This is a genomic window from Kitasatospora terrestris, from assembly GCF_039542905.1.
Lineage (GTDB): Bacteria > Actinomycetota > Actinomycetes > Streptomycetales > Streptomycetaceae > Kitasatospora > Kitasatospora terrestris.
On the sequence record NZ_BAABIS010000001.1, the window covers coordinates 7,809,489 to 7,828,215 of the forward strand.

Genomic DNA, 18,727 nt, shown 5'->3' on the forward strand with positions numbered 1-18,727 from the left:
TCATGCTGCCGCCGGGCTTGGCGAAGTTCTTCAGCATCGCGACCGGCATGAAGTGGCCGGAGGCGGACGAGGACCGGCTGCGCACGGCCGGGGACGACTACCTGGCCATCGCGAAGGAGGTCCCCGAACTCCGGGAGTGGCTGCGGAGGTTGCTGGACACCGTCCACCAGAACGACGTGTTCGCGGGCGAGGCGGCCGACCGGTTCTACCAGCGGGTGCTGCCGCTCATCGGCGGCGCCGGCGGCACCGACTACGTGACCTCGGCGGGCCAGGTCGCCAAGCAGCTCGGCGACTTCGCCCACAAGGTGGCCAACCAGGTCGAGTACGCCAAGTGGATGATCATCGCCCAGCTCATCCAGCTCCTGGCGCAGATCGCCTGGGCCATCGCGATGTCGCCGCTCACCTTCGGCGGGTCGCTCGCGGAGATCTTCGTCGCCTACGAGACCGCGGGCCAGGTGATCAAGCAGGTCTTCATCTGGCTGCTGAAGCAGCTCATGCTGCACGAGTTCCTCTCCATCACCACCGCCATGCTGATGGACGGCATCATCCAGGGCATCCAGATCGGCAAGGGCCACAAGGAGCACTGGGAGAGCGAGTCCTTCGTCCAGTCCATCGAGATGGGTGCGATCAACGGCCTGCTGACCGGTCCGCTGGAGCTGCTCACCTTCGGCCTCGGCAAGCTGTTCGGGCGGGTGTTCGGGAGCGGCCTGAACAAGAACCTGCTGAACGACATCAAGACCCTGGCGGGGGCCGATTTCAAGAACGCGGTCGGGGACAGGCTGAAGAGCCTCAGCGGGGCGGAGTTGAACGCCGTCCTCAAGAACGGGTCGAAGCTCGGCTACGAGGAAGCGCTGGCCATGGTCGAGCGCGACCTCAAGGCCCAGGCCGCGAAGGCCCTCGCCAAGGACACCGCGGGAGCGGTCTGGCGCGAGCAGCTGAAGGAGGTCGCGGAGAACGTCGGGAAGGGCACCCTGGGCAAGGACGCCCTGTGGTCGGTGGAGCACCTCGGAGCCGGGTTCACCAAGGTGGGCCGGCTGGCGGACCAGATGGGCGAGCTGTTCGAGAAGGACCTCGTCAGGATGGGCGTCAACGCCGAAGTCGCCAACGCGGCGGGTCGGTTGGTCGCGGCCCGGGCCCTCGCCGCCGGCGGACGCTACGCGGTGGACCTCGGAGCCTTCAACAAGCTGGCGCGGAGCCTGGTCGAGACCGCGGGCACGGTCGAACTCAAGGGCGCGGAAAACCTCACCAGGCGGATCGGACAGCTGCAGAACGAGATCAAGGGCCTCACCGGCAACGCGCTGGAGGCCGACCTGAAGCGACTGGAGCTGCAGGGCCTCCAGGACACCGTCAAGGCCACCCAGGACCTCGCCCGGCGCGCGGTGGGCATGATGGACGGACTGCACCCGCAGACCGCCGGGCAGTTCCTGCACCGGTTCGGCGAGGGCGTCGGCACCTACCTCAGGGGCGGCGTCCAGAACGTCGTGACCGAAGGCTCCTACAACCTGGCCTTCGGCGAGAACCACGAGTTCACCGTCAGCGTCGAGAGTTTCTACGGCGGTGTCGCGATGGGCGCGTTGGGGCACCTGGGACACATCGGCGGCGCCCAGCTGCGACTCAGGCTCCAGGAGCTGGACCTGAAGCTCCCCAACTACGTCCGCTTCCCGTTCGCCGTGGTCTCCACCCTGATGGGCCACCCGACCTCGCTGTGGGTCTCCCACCCGACCGGCGGAGAGACCCCGGGCGGGTCCGCCCCCCGGGCGGGGGACGTGAAGGTGAAGCTGACCTCCGAAGACCCCGGGTCGACCGAGGGGACGACGGCCTCCGGCAACCGCAAGCCGGACACGTCGCTGGAGAGCCGGGATGACGGGGCGAGGAAGGAGACGGAGTCCGAGACCATCGAGCCCGCGAAGCCGGTCGTGACGGTCGGCGGGGGCGACGGAGACGGAGCGAAGCCGAAGCAGCAGGCGGAAGCACAGGCCTCCGCCCACGCCACCGTCCCCCCGCCCAGGAACGTCCCGACGGTCAGCAGCAGCCACCAGGAACTGCACGGGCAGCCCGCCCCCCACCACCAGGAGCAGCCCGCTCCCACGGAGCACGTCGCCCCCCACGACCAGCCCGCTCCCCCGGAGCACGAGAACGACTCCACGTCCGTGCTCCAGGACAAGCCGGTCGTGCAGCACCCGCCGCTCGACTACGGCCGGGCAACGGAGTTCGGCCGCCCGCTGGATCCCGAGGACAGGTCGGCCTGGGTGGTCGGCGACCCGCTCCCGGAGCCGCTCCGGAAGGCGCTGGCGCACCTGCCCGGGGACGACACGCGCTACGCCCTGGTGATGCACACCGACGAGCAGGGCTACCCGGTCCACGGGGGCAAGCGGCTGACGCCGAAGGACATCGCCCAGGTCATCCTCGATCTCGGCGGGCACGGGCAGCTCGAAGGCAAGGAGGTCATCGACTTCGTCGCCTGTGACCTGAACGGTGGCGAGCGCTTCGACTTCGGCGCCAGTGTGATGGAAATCGTCTGGCAGCAGCCGGAGTTCGCCCATCTCAAGGGGCGGGCGGCCGACGGGCCGGTCTGGGTGGTGCCCGCCTTCCGCGAGCCGAGGAAGGGAGCGGAACTCCCCGGTCCCGGTCACCTGGTCGTCGCCAGGGCCGTCGGCTTCGACGCGGCGGGGCGCCCGGTGCTCGAGGGCCGCGGCAACTGGCAGGAGTACAGCAAGGCCCCGAACACCCGGGAGGCCGTCGCGATCGTGGACACGTCCACCTCCTCGTTCCCGGAGCACTACTCCAACAGCAGGTCCGACGCGTCGACGGGGCCCATCGCCGAGCAGATGGAGCTCGCCGGGCGCTTCGGCGAGGAGGCGCCGAGGTTCCTGCTGGAGGAGCGGGACGTCCTGGTCAACGGGCAGCGGGTGTTCGGTGCCGGCGGCACCCACGCCACCGAGGCCGTCCCGTACGACCGGGTCACTGTTGGCAACCGGCGCCTGGACGCCGCGGGCATCGAGAGCTGGCTCCGCCGGGGCGGGCACCCGCTGACCGATGCGGACGCGGCGCACCTGGTGCAGACGTTCCTGGAGCACGTCCCGCGCGCCGACTACCAGGAGCACCAGCAGGAGAAGTTCCTCGCCGACGCACGGCGTTTCACCGCGTACGAGCGGCGCACGGAGTACCTGGAGGTGCTGGAGGCGGTCGGCCTGGCCGCGGACCGGGTGGTCGAGCAGTACCCGCCGGACGAGTACTTCTACCTGGGCCTCGGGCGCAGTCCGGCAGCCGTCGTCGCGTACCTGAGCGAGCTGGGCCACCGGCCCGTGTCGATGCCGCTGTCGAGTTTCCGGCCCGGGGCCCGCGAGCCGTGGGCGGCTGCCGCGCAGGGCCTGACCGACCACATGGGGCGGCCCAAGCCGACCCCGAACGAGCGTCAACTCGCGCACCTCGACAAGGCGTTCGCGGAGGTGCTCGGGCAGCTGACGCCGGAGCGGCTGGGCAACCGCAAGGTGCTGATGATCGACTATGTGCAGGGCGCGCAGTCGCTGGTGGCGGCCCAGCACTACGTGCAGGAGTACCTGCACGGGCAGAAGGGCACGGAGTCGACCGCGGTGGTGGCCCTGGCCATGCACCAGAAGATCAACGTTTCCTCCGTCGACGCCGTCGTGCGCTCCGTGGTCGACCCGAAGGAGCGGACCGCGTGGCGGCGGCTGGTGGGGCCGCCCGCCGAGGCGCTGACCCGCCGGCAGGAGTGGCAGGAGCAGTTCCACCGCCTGCCGCTCACCGAGGACGGTCCCCTCGGGAAGCCCGGGGTCGTGCTGGGTGAACTGCTGAAGCTCGAGGCCTTCGACGGGTTCGCGCAGTTCAAGTCGTTGAAGATCCTCGAAGTGGACGCGCAGTGGGTCGCCGGTCCCGTGCACGAGGTGGACCTGAACGCGCTGACCGGACTCATGGTGGGCGACCTCCACCACATCGCCGCGAACCGGCTCAAGGGCGTCGTCGCGGAGACCCTCGCCGAGCACTACCTGCGGACCGGCGACCGGACGGTGCCGCCGAAGGTCCGGGCGGACCTGGAGACCGAGGTCCGCAACAACCTCAGGCCGGAGAACCGGGCTGAGCACACGGGCCCGTTGACCGACAAGTTCGTGGCGGCCTACGAGAAGGCCGCCGCGAACGAGACGCAGGAGGCGGCCGAGCAGCGCGCCAAGGCGATGATCAACCGGGCCCTGGCCCGGGCCGACGACCACCCCCTGACCGGGGAGGAGGGCCACGACAGCACGCTGCCCGCCCCGGGCACCGAGGCGTACCGGGTCCTCCTCGAGGAAGTGCGCACCTACCTGGACCTGAAGCAGTACGGCGAGCCGCTGTCCGATTTCGGCTCCGCGGCGAAGGGCCACTGGCTGGGCGACCTGAAGCTGAACCGCACCCAGCGGTGGGAGCTGCACGAAGCGCTCTCACGCTTCCCGGCGCGCCAGAACACCTTCACCGTGGCCGTCCACGGCGGGCCGGACGGCCTGCCGGTCCGGGACGGTCGGGTGATCACCCCTCAGGAGATGGTCCGGACCCTGGCCGACCTCGTCACCACCAAGGCCTGGAACGGCACCGATGCCCTCCAGTTCGTCGTCTGCGGCCTCGCGGGCAAGGGCCTGAGCAGCCACTACGTCGCCGAGGTGATGAAGCTGCTGGGCGAGGTGGGCGAGAAGGGCCTGGGCAGTACGGCACTGGCCGCGACGGGGAAGGTGTTCTTCGTCCCCAAGGTCGAGGGCAACGAGGTCGTTTCCGGGGAGAGCGGGCACCTGGTGGTCGCCTCCCACGTCGGCTACGACGCGGCAGGGCGGCCGGTGCTGGTCCGGGGCGGCGAGTGGCTGGAGTTCCGGCGCCCGACCGCCGAGAACCCCGAGCCGCAGCCCGTCGAGCGCGGCTCCCTCCTCGGGGCGCACCACCCCGAGCAGGTGCCCGACGGGTACACCGAGGTACCGACGGAGGGACAGCTCGACCGGGGCCGGCGGCTCCCCGGGGCACTGGCCTTCGGCGACCGGCCGTCCCACCCGCCGCAGGACGGCGCGCGGCCGGACCACACCCCCGCCGGACCCGCCTACCACTACGCCGAAGCCCCCGAGCACATCCGCACCGAGCCGGACGGCACCCGGGCCGAGCAGTGGCGGCAGACCCAGCGGGACCTCCAGGACGCCTACGATGCCAAGCTCTCCGAAGCCGCCGAACAGCACCGCAAGGACCCCGACGGCAGCGGCCACCCGCTCGACGAAGCGGCCGCGGACCTGCTGGCCGAACAGTTCGCCGAGGGGTCCGTGCACTTCCCCGAGCACGTGCCGGCGGACCTGCCCGCGGCGGTGCGCCGCCGGGCCCAGGACATGCTGAACCAGGAACTGGCCGCCCGGCCGCAGGACCGCGACCGGATCCTCGCCGACCTGGACGGACTGGTGCGCGTCGCGGCGGTGCGCGAGAGTTACGTCCGGATGGCCCGCGAGCGCTTCGAGCAGGCCCTGGAGGCCACGGGCACCCCGAAGCTCATCGGCGACGGCACCGGCCCCACCCGCGCGCCCGCCCCGCTGCCGGAGGCCGCGCTGCGGGCGGTCCGCACGGGAACGGAGAGCGGGTTCCTGGCCCGGGCCGAGGCCGAGGCCGCCCGGCTCTACGCCCCGGCCGAGGGGACCGGCCCCGCCCACCGGACCGAGGACGACGCCGAGGCGGCCCGGGCGGAGGCGGAGAAGTCCCTGGAGGGGCTCACCGTCCGGCTGCGCGAGGAACTCGCCCTGCACGCCGACCGCGAGCGCGCCCTCGCCGAGGCCGACCGCCTGGTCGACGTCGTGACCCGGGACAGCGGCTGGTACGAACGGCTCTCGGCGGACGACCGGGACCTGCTCGCCGCGGCCGGGGTGACCGGGCAGCCGAAGCCCTCGGACGCCGGTGTGAAGGCGATCAAGGAACAGCTGCGCGCACGGGTCGCCGAGGACTTCGCCGAGATCACCGGCCCGCTCGACCCCGCGACCGGGGAGCGCCGCGACCGTGCCGAGGCGGTGAAGCTGTTCGAACTGGCCCTGGGCGGCCACCTCAGCGGCCTGCCCCGCGAACTCGCCGTCCAGGTGGCCCGCGAGAGCGCGATCCGGAACACCTTCGAAAAGGTGGAGCAGGCGGCCGAGTCCTGGCACCTGGACCCCCGGCACCACGCGCTCGCCGAACAGTTCGGCGTCACCGCGGGGGACATCCACCGGGCCAAGCAGGGAGTGACCCGGGACCTCGCCGAAGCCGTGGACCACCAGTCCCTCGAACACGCCGACCGCCCGGCCGTCCTCCGCCGCGCGATCGAGGGCCTCACCGAGGCCGGGAACATCCGCGACCTGCTGCTGCACCGCGCCGCCCGGGCGGCGGCCCACCGCACCGCCGAGACCGCCGCGCAGGCGGCGGCCCACGCCCACGGCGTCCTGTCCGAGCACGCCCGCGACCGGCTGGCGGAGGGCCACACCCAGCGGACCGAACACGCCTTCGACGAACTGTTCCGTACCGCCGAGGACCTGACCACCCGCCAGGAACAGTGGGAACAGCGCCGGAACGAGCTGGCGGACGAGCTGGTCGAGCACGCCTCCTTCGAGCGGCAGGCCGCCCCCGCTCTCCGCGAAGCCGCCCGGGCCTTCGAAGACCTGGCCCGGACGCACGTCATCGGCCAGGACCGGGCCGCCGCGCTCAAGCGCGCGTACGGCGACGAGTTCTTCACCCACTACCGCGAACTGTGGGCCCTCGGCCACTTCGACGAGGTCGCCTGGCGGACCCACGAACGCACCCACGAAGACGCCTTCGCCCACCGCGAGCAGCCGCGCCCAGAGGAGGACGGGCACGCGACCCCCATCGACAGCATCGACGACCTGATCGCGGACGCGCTGTCCCCGAGTACCGCCGTGAACCATGTGGTGGAGCAGTCGGTTCAGCAGGGGCGGGTGGATCGGCGGCCGCGTTTCGTGGTGCGGTCGTCGTTCGATGCGCGGCGTTTTGTGCACGGTGGTGAGGAGCACACCGATCTGACGGTGCGGGTCGCGTTCCGGGAGGGTGCTGGGCAGGGTGCGGCCGGGGTGTGGGAGAAGTTGGTCGCTGGGGTGGAGGAGCATCTCAACGGGCCCGGTTACCGGTTGGCGAACGGTGACTTGATGCATGTCACGGTGGTGCGGGTCGAGCCGGGTGCGGATGCGCATCTGACGGTGGACCTGGTGGGCCGGGACCGGGTGATGGACCAGAACGCGTGGTGGGTGGACGGTGACTCCCTCGACTATGTGCACGAGTTGGGTCACCAGTTGGGTCTGCGGGACGAGTACCGGACGGAGGACCTTCCGCACCGTCCGGAGGTCGACGGCACTCTGATCGGCGATCCGCGTGCCCCGGCGCCGGCGGGTCTGCGGCAGGGCGGTCTGCGCGAGCGGCACCTGTCGCTGATCTCCAGGATCGTCGGCGACGTGGAGCGGCCTCCGACCTCCGGTCCGAAGGACCTGACCTGGCAGCAGGCTCGCGACGCGGCGGCGCCGCACGAGCGGAGCCACGTCTGGGTGGACCCGGTCTCCGAGCCGCTGCACACCGACGAGGGCGCCGTCCCCCCGCAGATGGCGGGGCAGGGATGGATCGACCCGCCGGCCGAGGGCCCGTGGATCATCAAGCACCCCGGGTACGCGTCCGGCGACCAGTGGGGGATCGCCGCGGCCATGCTCCACAACGACCGGTTGCAGGTCCTGATCGCACGCGGGCCGGATCCCCACGAGTTCGGCCACGACCCGGCCATGGACAAGTCCCGGGAGATCGAGCAGTTCTACCGCTCCGCCGGGATCCCCCGCGAACGCATCCACGTGGTGAAGGCGGCGAGCGCGACGAAGGAAGCCTTCGGGACCGTGCTGCATCAGAATGCCATCCAGCTCCTGAAGACCGCCCGGGGGGTGTCACGCCTGTCCCCCGAGGACATCAAGCAGTCGGTCAGGGGTGTCACCGATGCCACCTACTACCTCGGCAAGCACTTCAGCGAGCCACTCCGGCACACCATCCGCGATGCCTGGGGCATGAACGACCGCACCTTCGACCCGCTGATCGGCCAGTGGCTGGAGGAGCGGCACGGCATCCCGACGCTGCCGCAGGATTCCAAGGTCCTCGTGCTCTGGTCCCGCTTCACCGGCAAAGCGGCGAAATGGGCCAACGTGTCCGGCCGGCTGGAGCACGACACGAGCTTCGAGGGCGTGCGGCAGATCCTGCGCGAATTCGCCCACAGCTACGACGCGGTGATCATCACGGGTGACCCCCACCCGAGCCGGAGCGGCAAGTGGGACAACCTGGTCACGGGCATGCGCTCCGAACTCGGCCGTGACGGCATTCACCACATCACCGGATTCTGGCGGGCGCAGGACGAGCTGACGTCCGCCTGGACGGGGGGCACCAGGATCGGGCAGTTGCGCCTGTACGAATACCTCAAGCAGCGCTACCACGTGGATCACCTGGGATTCCGATCGGGAAACCTGGAGTCGGTCGCCCTCATCGGCCACCGCGTCTCGTACCTGGAGGAGTACGGCGCCACCGGATCGTCCCGGATGGAGAGATGGCACCGCCAGAGCGACGGCAGGACCAAGGTCGGCGGCAAACCCGTGGGCTACGAGCGCGTGGTCGTCTCGCAGCCGCCCACCGCCTCCGGTCGGTACGCCAAGCCCTACGACAGCAGGGTGGAGGGCGCCCCTCCGTATGTGCCGCAAGCGGGGGAGTGGCCCAAGGCGTCGGAGGTGTACAGCCATGAGCGCGGCTTCGCCTACGAGGACCTCGTCGAGATCAGGAAGAGGCTGCTGCCCAAGGAGCGCCACGTGCAGGTGACGCACACCAGGTTCATGGTGAACCGCGTCCAGCACCTGCAGCGCCGGTACGAGAAACTCCGCCAGGTCTACAGCACGTACACGTACGGATCCCCGGAGGGCCAGGCCTACCTGAATGGGTCCTACGACACCGTCTTCCGGAAGACGGTGGATTTTTCGAGCGTCGAGAACGACTACGCCTCGATGGCGGCGTACCTGCCGTACCTGCCCACGCTCCAGCAGGCCGTCCGCACCGCGCACGCGGAGTACCTGCTCGGCATGGCGAACGTCCACGTCCAGGTGTTGCGGTCGGTGCCGCACGACGGGGACTCCCTCTACCACGCCGTCACCGCCGCCCTCCACATGTCCATCGGGGCGGGGGACGCGCGACAGGAACTCACCTCCTGGATGGAGGGCAACCGGCAATCGGGGATCGAGGACCTCGCGACGAGGTCCGGGACGACCTTCGACGCGTTGGTCACCGCGGTCCGCACACCCGGCAGTTGGGCCGGGGCCGCCGGTGAGCTGGTTCCGGTGCTCTTGGCCTCCGCGCTGCGCCTGCGCATGCACATCCGCGTCGGGGACATGTGGCACCAGGTCGGGCCGATGGACGGCCACTACGACCCGGAGGCCAGGGACATCTACCTCGACCTCTCGGGGAACCACTACACCCCGTTGGAGCTGGTTCCGAGCACGTCGGGCGAGCAGATGGTGTCGCAGAGCTCCTCGAAGCGCCCGTTCGAGGGCGGGTCGGACCACCAGGGCCGGGACGCGCAGCGTTTCCGGCAGGACGAGACACTGTCGGCCCCGCCGACCACCGGGCAGGACGGGCGGGTCGTGCCCGACCGGCCGCCGGTCGGGCTCGGCGGCGGTGACATGCCGGTGCCCGGGCCGCTGCACGAGCGGGTGCAGGCACTGGAGCACCTGTCGCGCGAGGAGCGGCGCACGCGCGCCGCGGACAGCGGCTTCGTGGAGAGCCTGTACACCGAACTGGGGCCGGAGGACTTCGCGCAGGCGGCGGCCCGACTGCTCGTCGACGTCGACCCCCGCACCCGGCAGCCGGTCGCCGCCCGCCGGACCGCGCAGGCGCTGGTCGCGCGGATGCTGTCGAACAAGGGCATCGCCGAGCGTCTGGTGGACGCGGGTGTGCACGTCGAGGTGGTGCCGCGCGACGTCCCGATCACGGAGGTGCCCGGCTTCTTCGGTCCCGCGCACGGCACGGACGACGGCCGTGACTGGGCGGTGGTCCGCGGTTCCAACGCGAACGGGCTCGTCCTGATCACCGAGGAGAACCTGCTCGGTGCCCGGACGACGGTGGGGCCGGGCCTGGACCACCCCGAGGGGTACTCCACCTCCGTCCACGAACTGGCCCACGCGATCCACCGGTTCGCCCTCACCCCGGAGCAGGAGGAGCTGGTCCGGCAGGCCTACCGGGACCGGAGCGTCGCCGACGCGCTGTCCGAGCTCTTCGGCGAGGAGGACGTCACGGCGTGGCCGGACGGCGGGCTGCACGACGCGGGCGGCGACCGGGTGGGCAACTACTCGGCGCGCAACGAGCACGAGTTCTTCGCGCAGCTGGTCACCGCGTACTTCGGCCACAACCACGGGAACGACCCGGCCACCCGACTGCCGCGCAACAACGGCGCCGCGTGGGTGCGGGAGCACGTGCCCGAGCTGGTGCCGCTGCTGGTACACCTCTTCGGAACGGACCCGCGGGCGGACCACCCGGAGGGGGCCAACCAGGTCGGCCGGACCGAGGCGGAGGAGCAGGTGTTCGCCGGCTTCCGGGAGTTCATGGACACCGCAACGGCGGAGCCCGAGCCGGTGGTCCAGCCGGAGCCGGAAGTCCAGCCCGAGCCCGAGCACCTCGCCCTGGACCAGGTGATCGAGCAGGCCCTCAACCCGGACGCTGCCCAGCAGCCGCTGGTCGAACAGCCCGTGGTCGAGCAGCCGCCCCCGGTTCCGGCTCCACCAGGCCGTTTCCGGGAGCGCGGGCTGTCCGCGTACGACGTGCTGATGCACCTGGACAACATCGGGGGCCTGGACTTCGGCAGCCTCCAGGGCCGGTTCGCCGAGGCGCTGCACGGGGACGCGAAGGCCGCGCGGACGTTGGCGGAGAGCCTGTTCGGCGCCGAGGCACTGCGTCCGACGATGTCCGCGCTGTCCCGCGGGGACGTACGGGAGGTGCCGTTCCGGGCAGGCCGGTGGTCCGGCGAGATCAGGATCAGCGCCACCGTGGGCGAGGGCAGGCACCTCAGGGAGCTGGACGGCTTCGAGTTCGAGTACGGCTCGGAGCAGCAGAGCACGGTCGGCGTCACCGCCGACCGGCTCACCCGGACGAGCATCGGCGCACAGTTCAGAGCGAAGTTCGGCACCTCCGGTGACCTTGCGGAGGCCCTCGGCCACCAGCGCGGCTCGCTGACGGGCGGCAGCACCGCCGAGGCGAGCCGGACCTCGGCCCGGGGCAAGACCACCGAGCCGGCCGACGTCTTCGAGACGCCGTTCACGCTGACCGTGGAGTTCCTGGACGCCAGGTTCCAGGGCGCACCGGGCCCGTGGCACGCGCCGCAGCCGATCGAGCTGCCGCTCACCGGCCACGTCGCGGTGCCGAAGCTGGACAGGGCCGACCTGCCGCCGACGGCGGAGGCGCACTTCGCGGTGCCCCGGGAGGTGTCCGAGCACCGGCGGTTGGCCGGCTCGCACATCGTCTCGGACGTGTGGCCGCTCGACCCTCCCCGCCGGCCGCAGGGGGAGGACGAGCAGGGCGGGATCGAGCTGATGGGCCCGAACGACCGGCCTGCGGCGCCGTCGACGGGGAAGTTCGTGGCGGGCTTCGAGGAGGCGGCCGAACGCTACTTCGGCAGCCGCTGGCCGCAGTTGCGGCGCAGGCTGCTGACCGGACTCGACCTCGGTACCCTGCACCAGGAGTTGAAGGCGACGATGGCCGGCCAGCGGTTGACCATCGTGGACGACAGTCCGCTCGGGGCGGCCGCGGTGATCACCGTCGGCGGCGGGACGGTCTCCCGGATGCACCAGGTCCGCACCCTTCCGAGCACCGAGTTCAACATCTCCACCGCCACCACCCGGTCGCAGGTCGAGCAGACGACCAAGAGCCACGAGGGGCAGGTGCTGCCGTCGTCGATCGCCAACCGGACGAGCACGAACCCCCTGGGCGGCGTCGGGGCGGGCGCCCGGGCCGGGCGGGACGGGGTAGAGCTGCGCGGCACCGGCACCGACCTGGGGAACGGCACCAAGGTCAAGCGGCCGGCGGTGCTGTTCGAGGGGACGGCCGAGCTGACCGTCACCTTCGGCTGGCGCGGCGGGGCGCTGCCGCGGCCCGCCGACGAGACGACCCACGTGGGCCTCGGCTTCCGCACCGTCATCGACCAGGACGAGGCCGTCCTGGTCACCGAGGCCGCGCAGGTCGTGGCAGGCACCCGGCCGCCGGAGTTCGTCGCCGACGGGCCGCTCGCGCCGCCCGTCGGGCCCGCCCACGCGGTGGGCGACCAGGTCCCGGCGCCGGTGGAGGACGTGTGGTCGGGCCTGCCCGACACCACCGTCGTGCGCGACCTGCGCGACATCGCCCCGCTCCACGAGGAGCTCGACCGGGTCGGGCGGGTGCTGCTCGGCGAGAAGACCTGGCACCAGGTCCGCGCGGAGGTCCTGGAGGCCTACTCGCACAGTGCGGTCAGCGCCCACGTCGTCGGAATGTCGCGCGGCACCGCGCTGCGCGGCCCCGAGGTCACGGCGGGACCGCTGAAGGACCTCCACCTCGCCACGACCGTGCGGCTGCGCCGGATGGTCCACCTGCGCAGCCAGGGGACGGCCGAGCTGAACCCGGTCCGCGAGACCGGCACCTTCGGCTCGACCCGCCACCTGCGCTCCGACACCGTCACCGGCCAGGTCCAACTGGCCGGCAAGGGGAGCGTGTTCACCCACGAGGACGTGCTGAAGTCCTCCGGCAAGCCCTTCGGCGACGTCCTGCAGGGCACCGTCGTGTCCTCCGCGGAGTCGCGGATCCGGGACGGCTGGCGCAGCGGAGAGTCCGACAAGGGCTACGCCAACGGCAAGTACCGCAGCCCGCAGGAGCTGTACCGGGCCGACTTCGAGGTGCTGCTGAAGGCCAACGGGCGGGACTACGGGCCGGTGCGGCTCACCGCCGAGCTGAGCCTCGAGCAGGCCCACACCGAGCCGCACACGATCGGCGGGAACGAGCGGCACGGCTTCGTGGTGCCGCCGGGGCTGCACGAGCGGGCCCTGACGGAGCCGCAGCACGTTGTTCCCGGCCCGGCCGGCGCCCCGGCCGCGCCGCCGCTGCGCCTCGGCCAGTCCGACGTGGTGCTCAGCCTCGGCCGCGGTGACACCGCGGTGCTGAGGACCGTCCTGGACGCGCTCCGGGAGCACACCGGCAAGCCGGTGCCCGCCGCCGCCGAGGCCCGGCTGGCCCGGTCCGTCGACGCGTACGGCCTCACGTCGGCGCTGTCCCGGCTCAGCCGGGGCGGGCGGATCCGGGTGCCCCTCGACTTCGACGGCTGGAAGGGCACGGTCGTGATCGGGGGCGACCTGGTGCGCCCGCGGCCCCGGGAGGAGCTGCTCACCGGCTTCGAGTTCGAGTCGGGCAGCCAGCAGCGCACCACCACCGGAACCACCGCGGACCTGCGCACCCGGCTCCGCCTCCGCGGCCGACTCGGGCTCACCCTCCCGTGGGTCAACCTCACCGGCGAGCACACGCGCACCCGCGACCTCGTCAAGGGCGTCTCGATCGACCGGGTGGGCGGCACCAACAGCCGCAGCAAGAGCACCGAGCCCGCCCGGATCACCGACGTGGACGCCGTGTTCACGATCGCCTTCGAGACGACCGGGCGGTCGCACGCGATCGCGTCGCCGGAGCCCGTCACGGCGTCCGCCGTGGTGGCCGCGCCCCAGCGCGTCCGGGAGGCGGCCTCGAGGATGCTGCCGAACCACCGGTTCGGCTCCTCCGACGTGATCACCGCCGTCCACCTCGACCAGGACCGCAGCGGCACCGTGCACGACCTGGTCCGCGGCCTGGGCGCCGTCCGGCTCGGTGACGGGAGCCGCACCGCCGCCCACTTCCTTGGCAGGGACTGGGCGGGCATGGCGCGGGAGCTGTCCGACGCGCTGGACTTCGACCGGCTGCAGATCCACCTCAAGTCGGTCATGGCCGGTCATCCGCTGGTCGTGGAGCACGGCCGGAGCAGGGCGCTGATCACCGCCGAGGTGGTCGGGCTCGTCCCGACCGGGCGGCCGCCGCAGGTCGAGTTCAACATCGGGACCGGCCACCAGACCTCGCTCACCAGCTCCGACGGCGCGACGAACACCGGTGGCGGCAGCGGCACGGCGTACTCCTTCGGCGTCCACGTCACGGGAGACCCGACGGCTTCCGGGACCGCACCGCTGGTCGGACCGACCTTCACCTACGCGACGGGCGTGAACCGCCTGGAGCACGGCAGCGACTCCGGCTCCGGCGGCACCGCGGTCAAGAGCAAGGTGGCCGCGGTGGCCCACCAGGCCGAAGTGGTCCTCAAGATCCGCCTCGAGCACCGGCCGCCCGTCGTGCTGCACCCCGCGGACGCCGTCCGTCCCGACCGTGCGCAGCGGCCCCCGGACGGCGACAGGTCGGTGCTCGGCGGCGTCGGCCGGAGCATCACCCGGCTCGGCGACCGGCTGACCGGGCTGGGCCGCTACCGGCGCTCGCTCGTCGAGGCGACCGTCCACGCCGACGTGCTGATGGAGACCGGCCGCGACGAGGCCGTGGTGCCGTTGCGCCATGGCGCCCCGACGGAGGGGTTCCCGCCGCTGCGCACGCCCCAGGAGGTCGGTGTGCTGCAGCTGCGCAGGCCGCCGGAGTCGCTGTTCCGGGAGGGCGTCCGCGACGTCGGGGTGCTGCGCTGGATCGACGACACCTCCGGCGTCCGGGACCTGCTCACCGTGTTCGGCGCGAGCTTCTTCGCGCCGGGCACCTGGTCCTGGCTGGAGTCCGTCGCCCGCAACACCCACAGCCACGCCCAGCTGTCCGCGCTGTTCGGATCGGTCTCCCGGGGGCGGGAGGTCCGGCACCTCGACGACGGGCCGGACCGCGACGTCCTGGCGCCCGGCGGCCGCAGCACCACCACCCCGTCGGTCGGCCGGCGCCTGCTCGTCGACGACGCCGACGTCACGGCCTCCGTCTCGATCGTCCAACTGGAGTACCAGCGGGACAACACGGCCGCCGCGCTCAGCCCCGCCAACGACACCGGCGGCGGCGGGCGCACCACCCGGCTGGACTGGACGCAGTGGGACGTCCAGTTCCAGGGCGGCGCGAAGGCCGGGCCGAAGGGCACCGACGTCGACCTCACCGGCCTGGGCACCGTCGGGTACGGCCGGCGATGGCGCGAGGGGCCGTCCGGCGGGGCGTCCGGCAAGACCGTCGCCGGGGCCAAGGTGCCCGTCCCGACGGCCCGTTACACCGGATACGCCGAGGTCGAGGTCACCTTCCGCGACGGCGACCGGACGCTCACCGAGAAGGGCCTCGTCCCGATCGAGATCGAGGTGCCGATCAGCGAGACCACCGAGCTGGACTCGGCCGGCCACCAGCGGGTGCTCTTCACCGCGCTGCACCCCGAGGGCGAGACGATCCTGCGCAACTCCGTCCCCGACGCCGTCGCCGACCTGCTCGCCACCCCGCTGCCGGGCGCCGGGGAGGGGATCCACCTGCTCGCCGACCCGGCGACCCGCGCCTCGGACGCCTTCCAGGGCCTGCTGGAGGCACTGCGCGCGCTCCCGCACGACGACCCGTACTTCACCGTCGTCTTCCACGGCCGCCCCGAGGACGGCGCCCCGCTCCTGAACGGCGAGCGGGTCACCCCGGATCAGCTCGCGGGGGCGCTGCTGCGGCTCGCCGAAGCCGGGCGGTGGCAGGGCGAGGAGGTGCGCTTCCTGTCCTGCAACAGCGCGGTCGGCGGGGCGCACTCCTTCGCGGGCAGGACCATGAAGGCCCTGCACGACCTGATCGTGGCCCGCCAGGCCGAGGCCGCCCGCACCGGGCAGCCGCTCAGTGAGAACCTGGCCCGGCTGACCCACCCGGTGGCCTTCGCCGGCAACGGCTCCGTCTTCCTGACCGCCGGCCACGACGCCCGGGCCGTGGTGGCCCGCAACGTCGGCTTCGGCGCCGACGGCCGGCCCCTGGTCGACGGTCCCGGCAACTGGCTGCGCCTCCACGTCGAGGACGGTGACGTCCGGGTGGCCCCGGCCGGGCAGGAGCTCCTCCGCCCGGAGCAGGAACCGGTCCCTCCCGTCACCGAGCACGACCCCATGGACCCTGACCGGCCCGCCCCGGTGCGGCTGGCGCACGAGTCGCAGCAGCACGCGCCGGACCAGGACACCGCCGCGCCGGCGGCCCACCCGCAGGTGGCGTGGCGGCGCATTCGCAACCGGGTCAGGAGCCTGGTCGCGGACCAGGAGACACGGATCACCCTGCCCGTCGGCTACCGCGCGATGAGGGAGGCGGAGAGGCAGGGGGTCGCCCCCCCGGTCGAGCAGATCGATCCGCTGCTGTACGAGTACGGCACCGGCAGCGCGGCGCTGGAGAACCTGGAGGCCAACCTCCGCAGGATGCCCGGCACGACTCCGGTGCCGGAGTCCGGCCGGGTCGCCACGGTCGTGATCACCCGGGCCGACGGGACCGACCTCCTGCTGCACGTGACCAGGACCGGGGACACCGGGGCGCACCGGTTCGCCTGGCGCGTCGCCGGAGAGCAGCAGGAGTGGGACCGCACCGGCGAGGACCTGGCCCAGGCCCACGTCCGGGCGGTCACCGTGGCCGACCACCTGCCCAAGGACCGGGTGGTGAGCGTGCTCGACGGCCGGAAGACGTACGTGATCAAGGCGGAGAACTCCGGCGACATGTACCACGTCCGGGCGGCGATGACGGCGAATCAGGACCACGACCTGCTGATCTGGAACGTCGGCACGGAGACGCTGGAGCAGGCCGAAGGGATGCTCAACCTCCACGACGACCTGGTCGAGGCAGGCCGCAGAGTCGCCTACACGACGGCGAAGGAACTGCCCGTCTACACGACGGCGAAGGGGCGGCCCGATGACTTCGGCCGCAAGGAGACCGACGCTTCGGAGGACGTGGCGAACTACTTCGCCCCCAGGACGGGGGCCGAGCGCGATTGGCAGACCGCGCTGCGGAGACTCACGCGGGAAACCTGGCAGGAAGGCCAGCCGAAGCCCTCGCCCGAGGTCCTGGCGCAACTGCTGCGCGACCACCCGGAACTGCTGCGTGCGGTGGAGCGGATCCAGCGTCGGGAAGAAGCCGTGCAACTGCACGAACTGCTCTCGAACCATATGGACAAGGGCGACCGGAACGCGCTGCGGCAACTCCGCGAGGGGGCCCTGAGCGCCTGGTTCCGGGAGCGGGACAACCACTTCTTCGACGGCTTCGGGCGCTACACCGAGGAAGAGGGCAGGGCCTTCGAACAGGACCTGACGGCCGCGGAGCGCGGTGGCCTCCAGCACGGCCAGAAGTACGTCATCGTCACCTACCGCGGCAGCGGCCACAGCGGGCGGGCCGGTGCCAACGCGCCCGCGCTCGACACGGGTGAAGAGGGCGTGCTGCAGGTCATCGAGGAGGTGAAGGAGGCGCTCGGGCCGGACGTCAAGGTCATCCTGATGGGTGAGAAGCCGGAGAACTGGTCCGGACCGAGCCTGCGGGAGTACTGGAACTGGGCGTCGACCGGCAGCCGGCGCAAGGAACTCGCCCTGCTGCGCTACCTCAAGAACAACTTCGACATCGTCGGCGCCGTCGGCATGCGCAGCGGTGTCATCGACCAGATGGCGTTCGCCGGCATCGAGGTGGTGTCCATCGACGTCAGCCCGCACCGGACCGAGGGGGACCTGCTGCCGAAACTCGCGCAGTCCAAGGGATGGACCCGCGGGCTGAGGTTCGAGGACGCCCTCGGGCGCCTGTACGGCCGGATGTTCCTCACGTACCCGCGAGAGGGGGACACGCACCTCGGGGGCGGGGACTTCCCCGGGGAGTTCCACCCCGACGACCGGGCGGCGATCAGGCACGCGGTGCACTTCTACCTCGGCCACAGCCAGGAGGAGCGGGGCATCGAGGACCGGTCGCACCCCCTCCGGGAGGATCAGGTCACGGAAGCCTTCGCCCGGCTGATGGAGATCGACGACATGACCGGCATCCAGCTGGCCAGGCGCGCCCTGCCCTACCTGAACGAGCTCTACAGCCTCCGCAACCGGCTCTCCCCCGATGCGCTGGGACTCGTGCGCAGCGTGCTGGCGGAAGCGGAGCAGGTAGCGGCCGAGTACCGGCGCCTGGCCACCGAGCTGTGCCGGGCGGAGGTGCCCGACTTCCCGGCGAACGGGATGGACGCGCTCACCGTGACCGGGGCGTCCGACCTCCTGGCGAAGGGCCGGGCCCGTCACGTCCTCGCCGAGAACGCCAACGCGGAAAGCACGGACGCGTTCGCCAAGGACAGCCGCTCGGAGCTCAAGAAGGGGATCGAGCAGACGACCAAGAAGTGGAAGGACCAGGCACCCCGGGCACTGCAGACCGACGCCTCCACGAAGGCGAACAAGCAGAAGGCCAAGGAGCGGATCGAACAGATGCGCGTGGAGGACCCGGACGGCTTGGCGGCGTTCCTCCGCGGCAGCATGGGCATCAACCAGGACGCCAAGGACTGGATCGCAGGGACGAACCCGGTGGAGTATGCGATGGCCGTCGCGATCCGGGAGGAGTACGACCGCGACGCCAGGCTGTGGATCGCAGGGGCGACCCCGCAGCAACTGGCGGTCCTCCTGAGGATCTGCGCGAAGGTGTACGGCTGGACGCCGCCGCCCGCGGGGGAGCAGCCGGAGGGGGGAGAGCAGTAGGGCGACGGGCGGGCCCCGGCCGG

At 72.0% G+C, this 18,727-nt stretch carries 1 protein-coding gene; it reads left to right on the top strand.

Annotated features, from left to right (window positions below; translation table 11 throughout):
* The first annotated feature begins 2 nt into the window (after nucleotides 1-2).
* Nucleotides 3-18,704, top strand: a complete 18,702-nt coding sequence (locus ABEB06_RS35850) for a WXG100-like domain-containing protein (RefSeq protein ID WP_486334170.1) — start codon at nucleotides 3-5, stop codon at nucleotides 18,702-18,704.
* Nucleotides 18,705-18,727: the final 23 nt, after the last annotated feature.